General features: G+C 64.1%; 15 protein-coding genes. 11 read left to right on the plus strand and 4 right to left on the minus strand.

Annotated elements, in window-relative coordinates; translation table 11 throughout:
* Positions 1-259 precede the first annotated feature (259 nt).
* Positions 260-538: a type II toxin-antitoxin system ParD family antitoxin gene (locus VEA80_RS14825; RefSeq protein WP_325061540.1), complete on the plus strand. Its 279-nt coding sequence runs from the start codon at positions 260-262 to the stop codon at positions 536-538.
* The gene (locus tag VEA80_RS14830; RefSeq protein WP_325061541.1) at positions 535-756 is read left to right on the plus strand and encodes a type II toxin-antitoxin system RelE/ParE family toxin; all 222 of its coding nucleotides are present in this window, start codon (positions 535-537) and stop codon (positions 754-756) included. The genes VEA80_RS14825 and VEA80_RS14830 overlap by 4 nt, the downstream gene beginning before the upstream one ends.
* Before the next feature lie 130 nt (positions 757-886).
* Here VEA80_RS14830 and VEA80_RS14835 read toward each other — a convergent pair whose 3' ends face one another.
* The 4 genes from VEA80_RS14835 to uvrB form a co-directional block, all read right to left on the minus strand.
* Entirely contained in the window at positions 887-1441 is a 555-nt protein-coding gene (locus VEA80_RS14835; protein ID WP_325061542.1) for a demethoxyubiquinone hydroxylase family protein, read from the minus strand.
* A gap of 44 nt (positions 1442-1485) precedes the next feature.
* A complete protein-coding gene (locus VEA80_RS14840) occupies positions 1486-1989 on the minus strand; it encodes a hypothetical protein (protein ID WP_325061543.1) in 504 nt (167 codons plus the stop codon).
* Positions 1990-2160: 171 nt separating this feature from the next.
* The gene (locus tag VEA80_RS14845; RefSeq protein WP_325061544.1) at positions 2161-3753 is read right to left on the minus strand and encodes a hypothetical protein; all 1593 of its coding nucleotides are present in this window, start codon (positions 3751-3753) and stop codon (positions 2161-2163) included.
* Between the two features lie 84 nt (positions 3754-3837).
* Positions 3838-6147 (minus strand): excinuclease ABC subunit UvrB, encoded by a 2310-nt coding sequence (uvrB, locus tag VEA80_RS14850; protein WP_349257264.1) that lies wholly within the window; start codon positions 6145-6147, stop codon positions 3838-3840.
* Between the two features lie 178 nt (positions 6148-6325).
* Between uvrB and VEA80_RS14855 the strand changes: the two genes are divergently transcribed.
* The 9 genes from VEA80_RS14855 (at position 6326) to VEA80_RS14895 (ending at position 19964) form a co-directional block, all read left to right on the plus strand.
* Positions 6326-9349, plus strand: a complete 3024-nt coding sequence (locus VEA80_RS14855; protein ID WP_325061545.1) for a TonB-dependent receptor plug domain-containing protein — start codon at positions 6326-6328, stop codon at positions 9347-9349.
* 609 nt (positions 9350-9958) lie between these two features.
* Positions 9959-12976 carry a TonB-dependent receptor domain-containing protein gene (locus VEA80_RS14860; protein ID WP_325061546.1) on the plus strand — a complete coding sequence of 1006 codons (3018 nt, stop codon included), beginning with the start codon at positions 9959-9961 and terminating at the stop codon, positions 12974-12976.
* A 181-nt stretch (positions 12977-13157) separates the two neighbouring features.
* Entirely contained in the window at positions 13158-13835 is a 678-nt protein-coding gene (locus VEA80_RS14865; RefSeq protein WP_325061547.1) for a 2OG-Fe(II) oxygenase, read from the plus strand.
* Positions 13836-14134: 299 nt separating this feature from the next.
* Positions 14135-14506: a 30S ribosomal protein S12 gene (gene rpsL / locus VEA80_RS14870; protein WP_325061548.1), complete on the plus strand. Its 372-nt coding sequence runs from the start codon at positions 14135-14137 to the stop codon at positions 14504-14506.
* Positions 14507-14518: 12 nt separating this feature from the next.
* Positions 14519-14989, plus strand: coding sequence for a 30S ribosomal protein S7 (gene rpsG, locus VEA80_RS14875; protein ID WP_325061549.1), 471 nt, complete (start codon positions 14519-14521; stop codon positions 14987-14989).
* Between the two features lie 87 nt (positions 14990-15076).
* A complete protein-coding gene (fusA, locus tag VEA80_RS14880) occupies positions 15077-17158 on the plus strand; it encodes an elongation factor G (protein WP_325061550.1) in 2082 nt (693 codons plus the stop codon).
* 140 nt (positions 17159-17298) lie between these two features.
* Entirely contained in the window at positions 17299-17520 is a 222-nt protein-coding gene (locus VEA80_RS14885; protein WP_325061551.1) for a hypothetical protein, read from the plus strand.
* 16 nt (positions 17521-17536) lie between these two features.
* Positions 17537-18880: a tetratricopeptide repeat-containing sulfotransferase family protein gene (locus VEA80_RS14890; RefSeq protein ID WP_325061552.1), complete on the plus strand. Its 1344-nt coding sequence runs from the start codon at positions 17537-17539 to the stop codon at positions 18878-18880.
* Between the two features lie 58 nt (positions 18881-18938).
* A complete protein-coding gene (locus VEA80_RS14895) occupies positions 18939-19964 on the plus strand; it encodes a GIN domain-containing protein (protein ID WP_325061553.1) in 1026 nt (341 codons plus the stop codon).
* Positions 19965-20001: the final 37 nt, after the last annotated feature.

Raw genomic sequence — 20001 nt, forward strand, 5'->3', positions numbered from 1 at the left:
CGCACCGCTACACCCTCTCCCCCGAGAGGGGGAGGGGGCAGGGAGGGGGTGGCGCTGTGCGTTGCGCCCAGTCGCGCCGCTTGCGCTTCGCGTGCAGGCGTTCGCGCTCCACCCTCACTCTGCCGTTCGGCGCTGCGATTGCAGTGCAATCGCTCCCTTCGCGGGACCACGCCGAACCCCTTCCAAAGGAGGGAGAGGGTTCATAGTGCGCATTGATTTTCGCCGTTGATAGGATTAAATCCTACTGCGAGGATTTGCCATGCGCTCCACCAAACAACTCAGCGTGACTTTGCCCAACGAGATGGCCGCCGAGGTCGAGGCGCGGGTGGCGTCGGGCGAGTACGCCAGCGAGAGCGAAGTGATCCGCGACGGTTTGCGCGCGCTCAAGGCGCGCGACAAGGCCATCGAAAGCTGGCTGCGCCAGGATGTGGTCGCCGCCTACGATGCGATGAAGGCCAAGCCCGCGCGCGCCCGCTCGCCAGCTCAGGTGCGCGGCGCGCTGACGGCCGCGCACAAAAAGGCGAGCCGGAAAAAGTGAGCGCGCGCTACGGCGTCGTATTCGCGCCGGAAGCCGAAGCGCAGCTTGTGGCGATCTACGAGCGGATCGCGGCGGCGGCCTCGCCGGCGATCGCGCTGCGTTTCACCGAAGCGATCGTGGCGCGCTGCGAAAGCCTCGACCGCATGCCGTGTCGCGGCAAGCCACGCGACGACCTGCGGCCCGGGCTGCGCACGCTGTCGTTCGGCGGCGCGTGGTGATTGCGAATGCGGCGGCGGAGAAGACGGTGACGATCCTGGGCGTGTTCTACGGCGGCCTGGATTGGGAGGCGGTGGTGGCGGAGGAGTGAAGGGATTGAGCGCGTGTCACGCTTCTAGGGAGGGAGAGGGCTTAGGTGCGAGCCATCGCGCGGCGGAGCTGCAGGTTGTCGCCGCGTGTCGAGAGGAAGATCAGGGTTTCGGTGGCGGCGGAGACGAGGGCGCTGAGGGCGCGGGCGAAGGCGCCGCGTGTGTTGTGGTGCGCTTCGGCGTAGGCGAGGTGGGCGTCTTCTTCGGTGAGAATGTCGCGCACGATGTGCGCGAGCGCGGGATCGGCGCGCTCGAGGAAGGCGATCTGTTCGACGAGATGGCGATGCACTGTGCGTTCGACGGCGGCGGTGCAGACACAAATGCCGGTGCGTCCGCCGAGCGCGGTGAGGGCGCCGAGCGCCGCGCCGCCGACCGACCACACGAACATCATCCGGCACGGCTTCGCCGCGCGGGCGGGCATGGCTTCGCGAAAGCGGGTGCGGTGCTTCTGTTCGTGCGCGAGCGTTTCTTCAAGCCAGGGGATGAGGTCGGGATAAGCGCGGCGCGCGCGGGCGAGCTGGGCTGAATAGATGGCGACCGCGCCATGCTCGCCGGCGTGGTTCACGCGCAGGATGCGGGGGATGAGGCGGGGTGGCATTGGGCGAGGCTATTCGACAGCATACGCGCTTTCGCCGCGCCTTGTCAGCGCGCGTTCGCGTACCAGCGCGCAAAAACCCGCCATGCAACGGCGCCAATCAATGTCGTAAGGGCCATGGCCAAATTGGCAATGCTGCCGAAATAGAACGCCACTTGCGCCGTCGATACGAGAAGCGCCGGGCCGTAAGATGCGTCCAGGTCGATACTAAAGTAGTGAATCGGCGTGACCAGGAATAAGGTCCACGCGGCAAGGATCGCAAGCGCCGGTCCAAGCATAAACCAGTGCGCTCGCGGACTTGCGCTTCTCAAGGCGATGCGCGCTGCGGAGAATGCAATGAAGGCGCTGGGAATCGTGAGCAGGAACGCGAAGTAGCCAAGGGTCAGCGGCACGGCCAGTGTCACGCCGACATAGGGGCTGCTGCACCAAAGCCAGTCATCGCAAGGCGGTGGCGCACGCAACGGCTTGAGAAACGCGAATGGCGTCGCGAGCGCGGTGAGCGAAAGCGACCAAGCCAGCGCTAGTCGCGCGAAGGGCCAAAACGTGCGCATGGGCCATCAATGCCATATCCGCGTGCAAGTTTAGCGGCGCTGGCGTGCAGGACATCAGCATCTTGTGTGAGGCGCGAGTGGGCGAACTACGCGAAGTTGATGGAGATAGGCCATGGTCGCCGGCGTGATTAACACGCAGCAAACGGGAGAAGGTCGGTATGGTCGGTCTTATCAGTTCAAACCGTGATCGCCCTCGCAATAGATGAGCTGTGGCTGCCCGAGTTGAACGTTCAGATCACGGTCCGTGAAGTTGACTATGCGAAAGTTCTTTCTCTGACGTGGTCCAGTGTACTGACTCATGTCGAGCATGAACGCGTCGTATACGCGCGCCGCGCGAGAAGGGACGGACACACTCTTCTTTACGATGTGTAAGAATTTCAGATCGACGAGTTGGTTCAAATGATCCCGTCGCCGGCCGCGAAACTCGCGTTCGATCAATAGCACGTTTGTCGCGCAGGTGGGCGAGAAGCAAAAGTCTTTTACCCGAGCAAACTCGGTTAGGAGCCCATCGGAAGAGTTCGGATCGACGTCCCGACCCAAATCTTCCTGCTTGAGCTCGTCGAGATCGGCAATCGTTTTGCTTACATCCTCTACGGTGACAGAATCCATCCTAACCGGCGCACGGCCTTGGATCCGCGAAACTGCTTGAGCTGAGGCCTTGCGCCAAATGTTAATCATGTCACGAGCGACACCGCCGCTGCCGAGGAGAAGTCGATCGAACGCTTCGTTTGTTATTATGCGACTTAGTTCAAAGCCACGGCTCTGCGCCAGCTTTGAGGCGACGCTATGCAAGAACAATCGTGCAGCGTCATAATCTTCAAGCGTTACGTCGAGATCGATTTCGCTTGCGTCGTCGCCTATCTTCATCCCCACTGGCTGCGTACCCGGTAGGTACCAAGACGAGCGGCTTCTTACCGTTCCAATTTTGATGCAGGCGTTCTTGCCCTTTACGAGACTGTGTAGAAATCCCACCAAATGCGGTTGGTCACTACGGTGTACGTGGTATAGGTCATCCAACAAGATATAGATGGGCCGGGCTACCGCACCTGTTAGGCGTTCAATTAGCCCTCGATACACCTTCAGCTGCCTGCTTAGCAGCTCTCGCTTACCCATTCGAAAAGTTTCTTTTGTTTCGTTGGCGCTGTGCGCATTGCTCTCGCCGCCGATCTCCGCCGCAGCCTCAGCGCCGTGGCTCGCTAGTTTGCCGGAGGTCTTGGCGTGGACTGAGTTGCTCCAACCTTGTTGACGCATGCGTTCGACATCAACCTCGTCGGGTTCGACGAGCAGTTGCTCTAGTCTGGATTGTTCAGCGGCCACGTCGCTTAGCAACTGCCTGATAATTTTCTTACTCAGGCGTTCTCGCGGTCGATCCGAATCACGCTCTTGGCGCGACCATGACGGCCTGGAGGAGGATGCAGTGCTTAGCCACTGTTCAATCTGCGAAAGCAGGTCGATGAGAATCAGGATGAGGACGTTAGGGTAGGTGTTGTCTTTATGCGGTTCACAGTCGATGAAAAAGCCTATCGCGATGCGTTCTTGGCCGAGATCTCGCCTGGTCTTTTCGAGTAGGCTGGACTTTCCTGATCCTCGCCTTCCGAAGATGATTTGATTTCGCTTGCTCTTAGCTCTGCCGAGGACGCCCGAGGCCGGTTCAATGAAATACTCAGCGCCCGCCTGACGTGACCTTTCGACTTCCTCCAGAAAATTGAGGAATGTCGCAAACTTGGGCGACGACAATACCCAGTCGTTAGGCTTCTGAGCCATCCGTGGCCCCTCCCAACTCTAGGCTGCACTATTTTTCCAGATTGTCACGAAGGTTGTCTGGTTCGTCGGATGAGCTACTACGCCCTAAGGCCCTTTCCTCCGACGCCCGCGATACGGCGGCTTTCCCTTTCGCACCGTTGCGCGGCCGTCGCTGCTGCGCGCGGCGCGGACGGCTTCGTCGGCCGCTTGGGAGACGGCGGCTTGTCGGGCGAGCGGGTCGTCGGCGATTAGGAGCTCCGTTTCCTGCAGGCGTTTGATTTCGTCGCGGAGCCTTGCCGCCGTTTCGAATTCCAAGTCGGCCGCCGCGTCTTTCATCTGCCGTTCTAGGTCGGCGATGTAGCTCTTGATGTTGTGGCCGATGAAGGGGACGCCGTCTTCGGCTACGCCGCGGCCTTTTTCCTTTAGCCCCGCGCCGCGCTTGAAGCTCATCGGGTCGCGCGGGTCGATGGTGAGGGAGTCTTTTTCGTAGACGCTGTCGAGGATGTCTTTGATGTGGCTCTTGATGCTTTGCGGGGTGATGCCGTGTTCGAGGTTGAACGCGGCTTGCTTCTCGCGGCGGCGCGCGGTTTCGGCCATGGCGCGCTCCATCGAGCCGGTGACGCGGTCGGCGTAGAGGATGACTTTGCCGTCCACGTTGCGGGCGGCGCGGCCGATGGTTTGCACGAGCGAGGTTTCGCTGCGGAGGAAGCCTTCCTTGTCGGCGTCGAGGATGGCGACGAGGCCGCATTCGGGAATGTCGAGGCCTTCGCGCAGCAGGTTGATGCCGACGAGCACGTCGAAGGCGCCGAGGCGTAGGTCGCGGATGATTTCGATGCGTTCGACGGTGTCGATGTCGGAGTGCATGTAGCGCACGCGCACGCCTTGCTCGTGCATGTATTCGGTGAGGTCCTCGGCCATGCGCTTGGTGAGCACGGTGACGAGGCTGCGATAGCCGTTCTTGGCGACTTCTTTGACTTCGGCGATGACGTCGTCGACTTGGCTATGGCCGTGCGCTTGCACCGGGCGCACTTCGACCGGCGGATCGATCAGGCCGGTGGGGCGGATGACTTGCTCGGCGAAGACGCCGCCGGTGCGCTCGAGCTCCCACGGGCCCGGCGTGGCGGAGACGTGGATGGTCTCCGGGCGCATGCGGTCCCATTCTTCGAATTTGAGCGGACGGTTGTCCATGCAGGAGGGCAGGCGGAAGCCGTATTCGCTGAGCGTCGATTTGCGGTTGAAGTCGCCGCGATACATGGCGCCGATCTGCGGGATGGTGACGTGGCTTTCGTCGGTGAAGACGAGGGCGTTGTCGGGCAGATACTCGAACATGGTCGGCGGCGGCTCGCCCGGTTTGCGGCCGGTGAGATAACGGCTGTAATTCTCGATGCCGGCGCAGGAGCCGGTGGCGAGCATCATCTCCATGTCGAAATTGACGCGCTGTTCGAGCCGCTGGGCTTCGAGCAATTTGCCTTCGGCCTTGAACCAGGCGAGGCGGTCGTCGAGCTCGAGTTTGATCTGCTCGACGGCCTGCTGCAGCGTCATCTTCGGCGTGACGTAGTGCGAGTTGGCGTAGATCTTCACCGCCGGCATCGAGGCGACTTTGCGGCCGGTGAGCGGATCGAACTCGTCGATGCTTTCGACTTCGTCGCCGAAGAAGGAAAAGCGCCAGGCGCGGTCTTCCAAGTGCGCCGGCCAGAGTTCGATGGTGTCGCCGCGGACGCGGAAGGCGCCGCGGGCGAAGGCGGCGTCGTTGCGCTTGTAATGGGTGGCGACGAGGTTGCGGTTGAGTTCGGTGGCGCCGAATTCGTCGCCGACCTTCACGGTGAAGGTCATGCTCGTATAGGTTTCGACGCTGCCGATGCCGTAGATGCAGCTGACGGAGGCGACGATGATGACGTCGTCGCGTTCGAGGATCGCGCGCGTAGCGGCGTGGCGCATGCGGTCGATCTGTTCGTTGATGTTGGATTCTTTTTCGATGTAGGTGTCGGTGCGCGGGACGTAGGCTTCCGGCTGGTAATAGTCGTAATAGCTGACGAAATACTCGACCGAATTGTCCGGGAAGAATTGCTTGAACTCGCCGTAGAGCTGGGCGGCGAGGGTCTTGTTCGGCGCGAGGATGAGGGCGGGGCGCTGGGTCTGCTCGATCACCTGCGCCATGGTGAAGGTCTTGCCCGAGCCGGTGACGCCGAGCAGCACCTGGTCCTGCTCGCCTTTCTTGATGCCGTTGACGAGTTCGGCGATCGCCGTCGGCTGGTCGCCGGCGGGCTGGTAGTCGCTGACGAGCTTGAAGCGGCGGCCGCCTTCGAGCTTTTCCCATGCGCGCACCGGACGATGCGGCGTCCAGGCGGCGGCGGTCATGTCGAAGCGGGCCGGCGCCTCGGCGACGCCGGGCGGTTGGGAGCGAGATCGCGGCATGGCGCTGAAGGTAGGCGCTCGGCCAGTTCCGCGCTAGGCGCGCGGCGCGCGATCACAAGGCGGTGTGTGCGACGAGTGACCGGAACTGGGGCGAAAGCTTGACGCTTTGTCTCTCGTCCCGCGAAGGCGCGGGGAAACGCGCGGACCGGCAGGGAGGTCCATCTGACAGGCTGAGAAAATGCATACGTTCGTGGGCGCGCGCCCGGCGGCGCGGCGCAAGTTGCTGATGCAATGCACGTCCGCTCTTTTCAGTGCGGCGATGCTGGCGTTCGTGTTCGCGCCGGCGCCGGCGCTGGCGCAGGACCCGGCGGAGGAAGAGGAGACCATCGTCGTCACCGGCACGCGGATTGCGCGGCCGGATTACGAGTTCGCCAATCCGGTCACCTCGGTGACGGGCGAAACGCTGCAATATTCCGGCGTCACCAACGTGACCGAGTTCCTGCAGGACGTGCCGGCCTTGATCGGCTCGGCCGATACGGCGGCCAATTCGGGCGACCAGGGCTTCATCGGCTCGACCGGCCTCAACCTGCTCAACCTGCGCAATCTCGGTTCGCAGCGGACGTTGGTGCTGCAGAACGGGCGCCGGCACGTGCCGGCGGTGCCGGCCTCGGGCGATGTGGACGTCAATACGATCCCGACCGATCTGATCGAGCGGGTGGACGTGCTGACCGGCGGGGCGTCGGCGATCTACGGCGCCGACGGGGTGAGCGGCGTCGTCAACTTCATCATGCGCGACGATTTCGAAGGCTTCCGCGTGCGCGGCCAGTATGGCGAGCCGCAGGAGGGCGGGGCCGAGAACGCGTTCATCAGCCTGACCGGCGGCATGAATTTCGCCAATGCGCGCGGCAACATCGCCGTCTCGCTGGAGGCGAGCCACGAAGGCGCGCTGGAGTCGCTGGAGCGCGAACACACCGCGCGCGGGGCGCGGCTGGTGCGCAATCCGGCCGACTTCATCGGCGGCGTCGACGATCCGGCGCTGCCGGACCGGGTGCCGTTCGCGGATCTGCGCTGGTTCGAGTCGGGCACGGGCGGGGCGGTCGACGTCGACGCCGATTTCGGCGCCGATTTCGACGCCAACACCGATGCGCCGTGGGACATCGGCTTGATCCCGGGCGGGATTCAGGGCGGGACGTATCAGCTCGGCGGCAGCGGCACGCCGGTCGCCGGCTATGGCCGCGACCTGCTCGGCGAGACCGACCGCGTCGCGCTCAACCTGTTCGGCCATTACGACATCACCGAGCGGATGCGCTTCTTCACCGAGCAGAAGTTCGTGGTGACGCAGGCGCGCTCGTTCGGGCAGCCGACGTTCGATCTGTTCCTGGCGATCAATCCCGACAATCCGTTCATTCCGCCGAACATCGCCGCGGCGGCGGCGGGCAATGCGGCGGCCGATCTCGGGCTGCCGACCGGCACGGTGCTGGTGACGCGCGACAATTTCGATCTCGGCGTGCGCGGCGAGGACATCACCCGCAACACCTATCGCGGCGTCTGGGGCCTCGAAGGCGAGTTCAACGATTGGCTGAGCTACAACGCCTCGTACGTCTATGGCATCGTCGACAGCGAGAACGTCGCGCTCAACAACCGCTTCAACGATCGCTTCGCGGCGGCGCTCGACGTGGTGATCGATCCGGCGACCGGGCAGCCGACTTGCCGCTCGAACCTCGATCCGACGGCGCTCGGGCTCAATGTCGGCTGGCAAGGTTTTGCGGCGCCGGGGTCGTTCACGCCGGGGCCGGGTTCGGGCTGCGTGCCGATCAACATTTTCGGCGACGGCGCGCCCTCGCGCGAAGCTATCGACTGGATCATGACCGACTCCAGCCGCGACGACGAGAATACGCAGCAGGTGGCGACGGCTTATGTCAGCGGCCGCATGCCGTGGTTCGAACTGCCGGGCGGACGCATCGCCTTCGTGCTCGGTGGCGAATGGCGGCGTGAGACCAGCGAGTCTATTCCGGCGATCGAGGATCAGCTGGGGCTGACGTTCAACAACGTGATCGCGCCGTCCGAAGGCGCGTACGAAGTGCGCGAGGCGTTCGGCGAGATCGAAGTGCCCATTCTGGTCGAGCAGCCGTTCGCGGACGAGCTGACGTTCAACGCCGCGGCGCGGCTTTCGGATTACAGCGTGTTCGGGGAGACCGAGACCTGGAATTACGGTCTGGTGTGGTCGCCGATCGACCAGATCACGTTCCGCGGCACCCAAGCGCGGGCGGTGCGGGTGCCGAACATCGGCGAATTGTTCTCGCCGGCGAGCCAGACCTTCGCCTTCATCGACGATCCGTGCGATCAGGCGAGGCTCGGCGAGGGGACGGCGTTCCGCGAGGCGAACTGCGCGGCGCTGCTCAGCGGCCTCGGCGTCGCCGATCCGGCGACGTTCACCGATCCGAATATCGGCATCACCGTTGCGGGCAGCCAAAGCGGCAATGTCGATCTCGAGCCGGAGACGGCGGATACGCTCACTTATGGCGTGATCTTCCGGCCGAGCATGGTCGAAGGGCTGACGATCTCGATCGACCATTACGAGATTGAGCTCGAGAACGCGATCAATACGCTCGACCCGCAGGACATCGCCAATCAGTGCGTCGACCTGCCGGATCTGACCAACCAGTTCTGCGCCCTGATCTTCCGCCAGAGCGGCGGGCCGGACGCGGGCGGCATCGTCGACTTCGTCACCCAGCCGGTGAACGTCGCCGCGTTCTCGACCAAGGGCATCGACTTTTCGGTGCGCTATCTGCTCGATCCATCGCGCTTCGGCGTCGAGCGCGACATCGGCACGTTCCAGATCAGCCTGGTCGGCAACCATCTGGACGAACTGGAGTTCGTGAACTTGCCGGGCGCCGATCCCGATCCGGTGGCGGGCGAGCAGGGCGCGCCGGAATGGCAGACCAATCTCGACATCACTTGGCAGTACGGGCCGCTGCTGCTGAACTACGGTTACAACTATTTCAGCGAGACCTTCCGCTTCGACAATGTGCTGCGCGAGCAGCCGGACCTGGTCGAGCCGCAATATGCCGAATTCGATGCGCGCTCGACGCACGACCTGCAGGCGCGCTGGGAGTTCAACGACCGCTTCACGCTCTATGGCGGCGTCAACAACATCTTCGACCAGCAGCCGGATCAGTTCAGCGAGTCCTACCCGGTGAGCCCGGTCGGCCGCTTCTTCTATGTCGGCTTCACGACGACAATCGACAGCCTGACGGATTGAAGCGACAGGCCGTCCGAGGGCCGCCGCCCGCACCCCTGGCGGCGGCCCGTTTTTGCCCAGATCGGCCGCGCCGCCGGTAAGAATTATGGCGCCCTCCGGCAGGGCTTCATGGGGGCGGATCGTCTGTCGTTTCGTGATCACAGAAGGCGGTGAGGGACGTCTGGCGCAGCTGCGCCCGGTGTCGGCGCGCCGACCGGGCGCGGTTCCGGAGTGAGTCGCCGCCGGTTACGGTTGAGAGCGTTTAACTATTTGTACCTATTGAAGATTTCGTCGGGAGCTTGTAGCTGGGCCGGGCTGCGTCGCAGAAACGCGGCGCGGTCAAATCCGATCATCAGGTAACCGCGAAAGCATGACTGGCGCAAAAGGGACACACCAAGCCCAGCCCCGCACTTCGGGGGCGAGTTTTCGGCGATCGGAAATTGACCTTGGTTAAATTGTGTCGTTAGCGTTGCCGCAGCATGGCGGGAGTCGACGCCGGGCTTAAGGCACGGTCGTCCCTGGGGGGACGAGCAGACAAACGCAGGCGAATTCGGGCGATGGTCGCCCGGAAGAGAAAGTGGGCTTGCCGCCATACCGGCGTTGGCCTGGCGCTCTTAGGGGGTTCAACTTATGTCGAATAAAAAGACGCAGAATGGACAGCGTAAGTCTCTGCTGACGGGCGCCTCGGTGCTTGCAGCGGCGGCCGCCGCGCTGACCAGCACGCCTGCTCTCGCGCAGGACGCTGCTGAGGAAGAAGAAGAAGCTATTGTCGTCACCGGCACGCGTCTCGCGCGCCAAGACTTCGAAGCGATCAGCCCGATCACCACCGTCGGCGCCGAACAGCTCGAACTCACCGCCACGCTGACGACCGATTCGCTGCTGAACGAACTGCCGCAGATCGTTCCGGGCAACACCCGCACGTCGAACAACGCCGGCGGCGAAGACTTCGCCACGGTCGACCTGCGCGGCCTCGGCCCGCAACGCACCCTGGTGCTGATCAACGGCGAACGCGTTCCGGCCTCGTCCACCACGGGCGTCGTCGACTTGAACACGATCCCGGCCTCGCTGATCTCGCGGATCGAAGTCGTGACCGGCGGCGCGTCCGCGGTGTACGGCTCGGACGCTATGGCGGGCGTCGTCAACTTCGTGCTGAAGGATGACTACGAAGGCGCGGAAGTCACGATGACGTACGGCGCTGAGCTCGAAACCGGCAACGCCGCCGAATTCGAAATCAACGGTCTCGTCGGCGGCAACTTCGCCAACGGCCGCGGCAACCTGACCGCGTACGCTTCGTACTACGATCGCGACAAGGTTCTGCAAGACGCGTACGACTATTCGCGCGTTTCCGGCGCCATCTGCTATGACGCGGTTCCGGGCGGCTACACGTACTCGATCTGCGACAGCGTCGCGGCGGCTCAATCGCACGGCGGCATCATCTCCAACTCGGGTGGTTCGGCCACGCCGGCTTGGGGCTCGATCAGCAACAACGCCTCGAACCCATTCCAGAACCTCAGCGCGCTGCTGCCGGGCACCTTCGGCGCCGGCAACACCGACACCAACTGCGATGGCGTCGGCGGCGGCGCCGTGAACGGCGGCACGCTCTCGTTCGACGCCAACGGCAACCTGACGCCGTTCAACGGCGCGGGCTTCTGCGCGATTCCGCTGCGTGACATCGGCCTGCAAGGCTCGTCGCGTTACAACTTCGCGCCGGACAACTTCCTGATCCTGCCGGCCGAACGCGTCTCGCTGACGACCACGGGTCACTATGACTTCGAGAACGACGTCCGCCTGAACCTGTTGATCAACTACACCAACAGCCGGACGCAAGTTCAGCTGGCGCCGACGCCTGCGACGAGCCTCACGGTTCGTCTGACGGACAACATGCGCACCATGATCCAGAACGACCACCCGGATCTGTGGACCGCGCTGATGAGCCGTCCGACGCCGTACGCGCCGTTCACGGCCAACCGCCGCACGAACGAAGTCGGCACCCGGAACGCGTTCTACGAGAACAACGCGTTCTTCTTCCTGACGAGCCTCGAAGGCTCGCTGGGCGAGAACTGGGACTGGAACCTCGCCGCTTCGTACGGTCAGGTGAACTTCGGCAACCGCGCGCTCAACTCGGTCAACCGCACGGCCTTCAACCAAGGTCTGTCGGGCTGCCAAGCGCTGACGCCTGGACCGGACGCCGTCCTCGGCACGATCGACGACGTCTCCACGAACCTCGGCTCTGCGGCTCTTCCGGGCTGCTTGACGCTCGACATCTTCGGCGAAGGCACGCTGACTGACGCGATGGCGTCGTTCCTCCGCGTGACGACGTTCGAAGAGAACATCATCGAGGAAAACCGGGTGACCGGCTTCGTCCGCGGTGACCTGTTCGAGCTGCCGGCTGGTCCGATCGCTGCGGTGTTCGGCTTCGAGTATCGCGACTCGTACGCCGGCAAGTTCATCGACGACCAACAGCGTACGGGCAACATCTACGGCTTCAACGCGATCCAAGACGCGGAAGGCTCGGTCGACGTGTACGAACTGTACACGGAAATGTCCGTGCCGCTGGTCTCGGAAGCGCCGTTCGCCCACTACCTGGGCATCGAAGCCGGTTATCGCCGTTCGAACTACTCGTCGGTCGGCAACATCGACTCGTTCAAGTTGGGCGGCGAATGGGCGCCGACCGAGTGGCTCCGCTTCCGCGTCATGCAGAACGAAGCGACTCGTGCGCCGAGCGTCATCGAACTGTTCCAGTCGGGCGACCAAGGCTTCCCGGCCTACACCGATCCTTGCCGCGACGCGAACAGCGACGGCAACCCGGACGTGGGCGGCGTGACGCAGGCGTTCTGCGTGGGTCAGGGCGTTCCGATCGCGAACTACCCGGGCTTCACGGCGAACAACTCGCAGGTCGAAGCCTTCGCGTTCGGCAACCCGAACCTGCAACCGGAAACGGCTGAATCGCTCACCTACGGTGTCGTGTTCACGCCGGATTGGTTCCCGGTCGGCGATCTCCGCGCCTCGATCGACTACTACGACATCGAGATCACGGACGTTATCGCCGCGTTCGGCGCGCAGTTCTTCATCAACGACTGCTACGTCAACGGCAACCTGGCCTCTTGCGCCAACGTCGTCCGCGACACCGGCACCGGTCAGATCGACTTCGTCAACACGAGCCTGGGCAACCAAGGCGCGCTGGCGACCGAAGGCTATGACATCCAGCTCGAGTGGTCGCTGCCGCTCGGCCCGGGCCAGCTGACCATCAACGAACTGTACTCGCTCCTCGAATCCTACACGATCAACGGAAACGAGTTCGCGGGCGGTTCGTCGGCCGGCATCGGCGGCGCTCTGCCGGACTACAAGTCGGTGCTGTCGGTTTCGTACAACGTCGGCGATTGGACGCTGTTCGGCCGCTGGACCTACTATCCGGAAACCTACAGCTTCAACTGGGCCAACACGACGAACCCGGAATCGAGCTACCTCGATCTCACGGCGCGTTGGGCGATGACCGACAACTTCACGTTGACGGCCAACGTCGACAACGTGTTCGACGAGTACCCGCCGCAAACGGCGGACGGCTTGTTCGGCCAAGCCAACACGGACGTGCAAAACTACCGTGTTCTCGGCCGCGTGCTGTCGGTCTCGGGCCGCTACCGCTTCTAGTCGGTACGCCGAAATCGAAAGAACTACCGGCGGCGGGCCTCACGGCCCGCCGCTTTTCTTTTTGCGGTGATGTTCTCGGATTGCCGCCTTTACGGATAAGCTCAGTTCCGTGCTACCCCAACCTCCCATGACTGCCGTCAGAGCCGCCTTCCAAGGGCAATGGGATGAAGCGCTTCGCCTGTTGCGCGAAAGTGGCGATGGGCAATTAGAAGTACTCGCAGGCCGCCATCCTGCCGAACTGGTAACGCCGCCCGCGCCGCGGCGAGTGCACGAACGGTCCCTTGTCTTCGCGTGCGACGACTTCATGCCGGAGGGCTTTGCGGACTGGTTCATCGCCAGCGCCCGCGAAGGGCTCAAGCCTGCGCTCGTGAACAACGCGCACGGCCAGGGCGTCCCTGATCCTATGCGCACGGCCACCATGTTTCAGTTTGGACCTGAGCGCATCGACGTGCTTGGCGTCATCATGCAGCACCGGGCCGCGCACCTGTTCGGCCTCTCGCCGCTGCAATTCGAACCGCCGAACGTGCTCAGCTACGAGCCGGGGCAGAGTTTCGATTACCACTGCGACTTCGTTGATCCGGCGGTTCCGCTGTTCGCGCGCGAGCTCCAAACCTTCGGTCAGCGCGTGGCAACTGTTGTGACCTACCTGAACGCGGACTTCACTGAGGGCGAAACCGATTTTCCGGATCTCGGAATTCGGTTTCGCGGCGCGCCGGGTGATGCGGTGGCGTTCTCCAACGTGATGTCGAACGGTGAGCCGGACCGGCTGACAAAACACGCCGGCCTGCCGCCGACGTCCGGCCGAAAGTTCGCGCTGTCGCAATGGGCGAGGAGCAAGTTGCTGGGCTGGCTACGGTAGTAAACAGGGTCGGCGATGTGGACCTTGCGCCGGCCGGCTAAACCGGCTCAAAGCGGGAGCGAGGCGACGAGCCCCACAGAACTTGGTCAGGCGGCGGAAAAAGCGCGTTACCGTCGCACCGGCGCGGCTTGACCTTATGACCTTGCGCCCGTATTTGTCCGCCCTCATTCGGAACGGCTGCGGCCTTGCTTTATGCGCCGCCCCGCCGATTGGCACTGATTTTGGCGCGCCATTTGGCGGTTCCGGAAGGGCCGCTTGGCGCGCTGTTCGAGTTTGAAAGACCAGGACGGAAGAGGCGAATGCCGACGATCAACCAGCTGATCCGCAAGCCGCGGCACCCCAAGCCGGTGCGGAACAAGTCGCCGGCCCTGAAGGCCAGCCCGCAGCGCCGCGGCGTCTGCACCCGCGTCTATACGACGACGCCGAAGAAGCCGAACTCGGCGCTGCGGAAGGTCGCCAAGGTCCGTCTCACCACCGGCATCGAAGCCGTGTGCTACATTCCGGGCGAAGGCCATAACCTGCAGGAGCACTCGGTGGTGCTGATCCGCGGCGGCCGGGTGAAGGACTTGCCGGGCGTTCGCTACCACATCCTGCGCGGCGTGCTCGACACCCAAGGCGTCAAAGACCGTAAGAAGCGCCGCTCGCTCTATGGCGCCAAGCGTCCGAAGTAAGGAAGAGAACGAATGTCCCGCCGTCACCGCGCCGAGCCGCGCCAAGTTCTGCCCGATCCCGTTTATGGCGATCTCGTTCTGACGAAGTTCATGAACTACGTCATGTACGAAGGTAAGAAGTCCGCCGCCGAGCAGATCGTCTACGGCGCGCTCGAGACCGTCGAAAAGAAGATGAAGCGCCCGTCGATCGAGGCGTTCCACGATGCGCTCGCGAACGTCGCGCCGGCGATCGAAGTGCGCTCGCGCCGCGTTGGCGGCGCCACCTATCAGGTGCCGGTCGAAGTCCGCCCCGAGCGCCGCCAAGCGCTGGCGATCCGCTGGCTCGTCGGCGCGGCCCGCGCGCGCAACGAGAACACGATGCAGGAACGCCTGGCCGGCGAACTCATTGACGCGTCGAACAACCGCGGCAACGCGGTGAAGAAGCGCGAAGACACGCACCGGATGGCCGAAGCCAACCGCGCGTTCTCCCACTACCGCTGGTAATCCAAACGGATCGCCGGCGCTTTTGGGGCCGGCTTCGCACCGGCTCTGCAAAGGGCCGGGCGGTCCAAACACACGGACAGAATTGTCATGCCTCGTCAGTACAAAATCGAAGACTACCGCAACTTCGGCATCATGGCCCACATCGACGCGGGCAAGACCACGACGACGGAGCGGATTCTGTTCTTCAGCGGCAAGAGCCACAAGATCGGCGAAGTCCACGACGGCGCCGCCACGATGGACTGGATGGAGCAGGAGCAGGAGCGCGGCATCACCATCACGTCGGCGGCGACGACGACGTTCTGGAAGGACAAGCGCCTCAACATCATCGACACGCCCGGCCACGTCGACTTCACCATTGAAGTCGAGCGCTCTCTGCGCGTGCTCGACGGCGCCGTCGTCGTGCTCGACGGCAACCAGGGCGTCGAGCCGCAGACCGAGACCGTTTGGCGCCAGGGCGACAAGTACAAGGTGCCGCGCATCATCTTCGCCAACAAGATGGATAAGACCGGCGCCGACTTCTACATGTGCGTCGACGACATCAAGAAGCGCCTGGGCGCGCGCCCGGTGCCGATGCAGCTGCCGATCGGTCAGGAATCCACCTTCCGCGGCATGGTCGACCTGGTCGAGATGAAGGCGATCGTCTGGAAGGACGATCCCTCGGGCATGAAGTTCGACATCGTCGAGATTCCGGACGATCTGAAGGACAAGGCCGCCGAGTATCGCTCGGGCCTGATCGAAGCCGCCGTCGAACTCGACGACGCGGTGATGGAAAAGTATCTCGAAGGCGAAGAGCCGGACACACCGACGCTGAAGCGCCTGATCCGCGCGGCGGTGCTGAAGGGCGCCTGGTATCCGATGTTCTGCGGCTCGGCGTTCAAGAACAAGGGCGTGCAACCGCTGCTCGACGCCGTCGTCGACTATCTGCCGGCGCCGACCGATCGCCCCGCGATCAAGGGCGTCGACATGGACGACCCGGAGAAGGAATTGATCCGTGAATCGTCGGACAACGCGCCGATGTCGCTGCTCGCCTTCAAGATCATGGACGACCCGTTCGTCGGCACGATTACGTTCTGCCGCATCTATTCGGGAATCCTGAACGCCGGCGACGGCCTGCTGAACTCGACGCGCGACAAGAAAGAGCGCGCCGGCCGCATGCTGCTGATGCACGCGAACAATCGTGAGGACATCAAGGAAGCCTATGCGGGCGACATCGTCGCGCTCGCGGGCCTCAAGGAAGTCCGCACCGGCGACACGCTCTGCGATCCGAACAAGCCGGTGATCCTCGAGCGGATGGAATTCCCCGAGCCGGTCATCGAAGTGGCGATCGAGCCGAAGTCGAAGGCCGATCAGGAAAAACTGGGCGTCGCGCTGTCGAAGCTGGCGAACGAGGATCCCTCGTTCCGGGTGTCCACGGATCAGGAAAGCGGCCAGACCATCCTGAAGGGGATGGGCGAGTTGCACCTCGACATCAAGATCGACATCCTGAAGCGCACCTACAAGGTCGAAGCCAATGTCGGCGCGCCGCAGGTGGCGTACCGCGAGAAGCTCGGCCGCGCGGCGACGATCGACTACACGCACAAGAAGCAGACCGGCGGCTCGGGCCAGTTCGCGCGCGTGAAGATCGAGTTCGAGCCGGGCGAGCCCGGCACCGGCTTCGTGTTCGAGAACAAGATCGTCGGCGGCGCGGTGCCGAAGGAATACATCCCCGGCGTCGAAAAAGGCCTCAACATGGCCAAGGAAAACGGCTTGCTCGCCGGCTTCCCGGTCATCGACGTGGTCGCCCGCCTGGTCGACGGGGCCTATCACGACGTCGACTCCAACGTGCTGACGTTCCAGATCGCGTCGCAAGCCGCGTTCCGCGAACTCAAGGAAAAGGGCGACGCGCGCCTGCTCGAGCCGATCATGAAGGTCGAGGTCACGAGCCCGGAAGAGTATGTCGGCTCGGTTATCGGCGACTTGAACTCGCGCCGGGGCATGATCCAGGGCCAAGACATGCGCGGCAACGCGACGATCATCAACGCGATGGTCCCGCTCGCCAACATGTTCGGCTACGTGAACCAGCTGCGCTCGTTCTCCCAGGGCCGCGCCTCCTACGTGATGGAGTTCAGCCATTACGAAGAAGTGCCGCGCGCCGTGGCGACCGAAGTGCTGACCAAGCTCCGCGCCTAAGCGAAGCGATAGACGGAATAGGAAGGGCCGCTCCTCGGGAGCGGCCCTTTTCGTTTGCGGCGCGAGCTGGGCTCGCCAACCGCATGCAGTGGGTGCGCGGACGGTTTTGGTCGGCTAAACTCAGGCCAGGGAGTTCATTCATGGCCAGACCAGTCGTCGGGAAGTCCTATCTGTGGGTCGCTTGCAAGTCGTGCAGCAAGCATTTCCGTGTGGTCGACGATCCGTTGTTCGAGGGCAAACAGATCGAAGTGAAGGGGCCGCAGACGCTGAGCTGCCGCAGCTGCGGCGCCAGCGCCGAGTACCAGACCGCGGACATGCAGATCGCTTCGATCGAGATGCGCAAGAAGAAGAAGACGGGCTGAGCCGCCCATATCCCGAATGCCGAACGAGAACGAGCTGACGCAAATCGTGCAGCGCTTCGGCGCGATGCGCGCGCTGGCCGGACGCGCCAAGGCGGAGAACCCGAACGATCCGCGCGCGTTGTTCGGCGCGGGCGTCGCCTATCGGCTGCTCGGCGACTACGCCGCGGCGGCGGAGGCGTTCGCGCGCGTCAGCGTGCTGCAGCCGAACAACGCGCCCGTGCTGTTCGAGCTTGGCTTGGCGCAGGAATATTCCGGCAAGTTCGAGGCGGCCATCAAGGCCTACGAACGCGCGCTGGGCGCCGCGCCGGACTACTTCAAGGCCCGCGAGGCGCTGGTGCGGCTGCAGAAGCAGACGCCCGAGCGCAACAGCATCGCGCTGATGGAAGCACAGTTCGCCGGGCCCGACGAAGACGGCTGGCGCACCGCGCATCTGGGGCACGCGCTCGCGAAGACTTACGAGGATTTCGGCGATGTCGAAAAATCGTTCGCCTGGCTGAAGCGCGGCAAGGCGAAACGAAAAGCGCTGAGCCCCTATGATGCGGCCAAGGAAGAGGCGCTGGCGCGAGCGGCAATCGACGCCGGACCGCCGGCGACGGCAGGCTTCGACAGCAATGAGCCGATTTTCGTTTCCGGTCTGCCGCGCTCCGGCACCACGCTGGTCGATCGCATCCTCTCCAGTCATCCCGACGTGATTTCGATCGGCGAGATCGGCAATTTCGCGCTGCTCAACAAGAAGCTGTCGGACTCGCCGACGCGGCCGACGCTCGATGCAGACACGCTCGCGCGCGCGAATGCGGTCGATTATGCGCGGCTCGGCAAACTCTACATCGACAGCACGCGGCCGCTTTCCGGCGCGACGCCGCGCTTCGTCGACAAGGCGCCGAGCAATTATCTGCTGGCCGGCGCGATTGTGCGGGCGCTGCCGAATGCGCGCGTCATCGCCGTGCGCCGCCATCCGCTCGACAGCGTCGTCTCCAACTACAAGCAGCTCTTCCCGCTCGACGACCGCTTCTACGACTACGTCTACGACATTGAGTTCGCGGCGCATAAGTTCGTGCAGTTCGACCGCGTGCTGCGCCACTGGCAGGCGACGCTGCCGGCGGACCGTTTCATGCCGCTCCAATACGAGGACTTGATCGCCGGCCAGGAGGAGATGACGCGCCGCGTGGTCGCGTTCTGCGGGCTCGATTGGAACGATCGCTGCCTGGCCTTCCATCGCAACGCCGCGGGGGTGGGCACGCCGAGCGCCGCCCAGGTCCGCGTGCCGCTCTACAACACCGCGATAGGGCGCTGGAAGAGGTACGGCGCGTTGCTCGATCCGGCCAAGCGCGTGTTCGAACGAGCCGGCGTCGAAATCTAACGCATCCAAACGGCCGGCCGCCCGCATCCCTGCTGCAGAGGGAATAGGGAGGATAGACGTGCGCCTATTATTTGCGGCGACCGCCGCTTGCCTTTGCGTGCTCGCCAGCCCGGCTGCGGCGGAGACCTACCGCGCCACCGCGCTCGAGATCACCAGCGCGGCGGCCGAAGTGAGGATCATTCCGGAAGATCGCGCCGACATCGACGTGCAGATCGGCCCGACCGGGCGCCTGCCGACGCTCACCACGCGCGTCAGCGACGGCCGGTTGCTGATCGACGGCGGCTTGCGCAACCGCATTCGCGGCTGCTCGAGTTGGACCGGCTCGGGCGACAACGTGCGCATCGCCGGGATCGGCACGGTGCGGCGCGGAGATCTGCCGCGGATCACCGTGCGCGTGCCGCGCTCGCTGGCGTACGAGGCAGGCGGGGCGATCTATTCGAGCATCGGCGCTTCGAACGGCGGCAGCGTCACGCTGAACGGCTGCGGCGACACCTCGCTTGGCGCCGCGAACGGGCCGCTCGATGTCGATCTCAACGGCTCGGGCGGGGTGCGCGCCGAACGCGTGAGCGGAATGCTGGCGGCCACCCTGAACGGGTCCGGTGCGCTTCACGTCGTCCGCGCCGACAACGACGCGGCGCTGCGGCTGAACGGTTCTGGCAATCTGGAGGTCGGCGATGTGGCCGGCCGCGTCGACGCGCGCCTCAGCGGATCGGGCTCGCTCGAACTCGGCGCCGCAGGCGGCGAGGCGCGCCTCGTCCTGAATGGCTCGGGGAACCTGCGCGCCGGCGCGATCGACGGCTCGCTCGACGCCGATCTCAACGGCTCTGGCAATCTGCGCGTCGCGGCGGTGAGCGGACAGAACGCGGTGCTCGACCTCTCCGGCTCAGGCAATCTTAGCGTCGATGGCGGACGGGTGGAGCGTTTGACGGCGCGCAATTCCGCTTCCGGCAGCGTGCGCTTCGGCGGCGTCGCCCAATACACGCGCGCCTCGCTGTCGGCTTCGGGCGACATCTCCATCGCCGACGCGGGCCGCGTCGAACAACTGGTCGACAGCGGCTCCGGCAGCGTCAATCTCGGCCGCTGAGACACGCCTTGCGCAAAATAAAAGAGCCCCGGCGGTG

It is taken from the genome of Vitreimonas sp., assembly GCF_035627415.1.
Classification (GTDB): domain Bacteria; phylum Pseudomonadota; class Alphaproteobacteria; order Caulobacterales; family Aquidulcibacteraceae; genus Vitreimonas.

Excerpts from the sequence above, each read along its gene's own strand:
- VEA80_RS14845 (WP_325061544.1), bottom strand. The coding sequence starts at position 3,753 with ATGGCTCAGAAGCCTAACGACTGGGTATTGTCGTCGCCCAAGTTTGCG.
- VEA80_RS14890 (WP_325061552.1), top strand. The coding sequence starts at position 17,537 with ATGCCGAACGAGAACGAGCTGACGCAAATCGTGCAGCGCTTCGGCGCG.
- fusA (WP_325061550.1), top strand. The coding sequence starts at position 15,077 with ATGCCTCGTCAGTACAAAATCGAAGACTACCGCAACTTCGGCATCATG.
- VEA80_RS14860 (WP_325061546.1), top strand. The coding sequence starts at position 9,959 with ATGTCGAATAAAAAGACGCAGAATGGACAGCGTAAGTCTCTGCTGACG.
- VEA80_RS14835 (WP_325061542.1), bottom strand. The coding sequence starts at position 1,441 with ATGCCACCCCGCCTCATCCCCCGCATCCTGCGCGTGAACCACGCCGGC.
- uvrB (WP_349257264.1), bottom strand. The coding sequence starts at position 6,147 with ATGCCGCGATCTCGCTCCCAACCGCCCGGCGTCGCCGAGGCGCCGGCC.
- rpsL (WP_325061548.1), top strand. The coding sequence starts at position 14,135 with ATGCCGACGATCAACCAGCTGATCCGCAAGCCGCGGCACCCCAAGCCG.
- VEA80_RS14885 (WP_325061551.1), top strand. The coding sequence starts at position 17,299 with ATGGCCAGACCAGTCGTCGGGAAGTCCTATCTGTGGGTCGCTTGCAAG.
- VEA80_RS14825 (WP_325061540.1), top strand. The coding sequence starts at position 260 with ATGCGCTCCACCAAACAACTCAGCGTGACTTTGCCCAACGAGATGGCC.
- VEA80_RS14840 (WP_325061543.1), bottom strand. The coding sequence starts at position 1,989 with ATGCGCACGTTTTGGCCCTTCGCGCGACTAGCGCTGGCTTGGTCGCTT.
- VEA80_RS14855 (WP_325061545.1), top strand. The coding sequence starts at position 6,326 with ATGCATACGTTCGTGGGCGCGCGCCCGGCGGCGCGGCGCAAGTTGCTG.
- rpsG (WP_325061549.1), top strand. The coding sequence starts at position 14,519 with ATGTCCCGCCGTCACCGCGCCGAGCCGCGCCAAGTTCTGCCCGATCCC.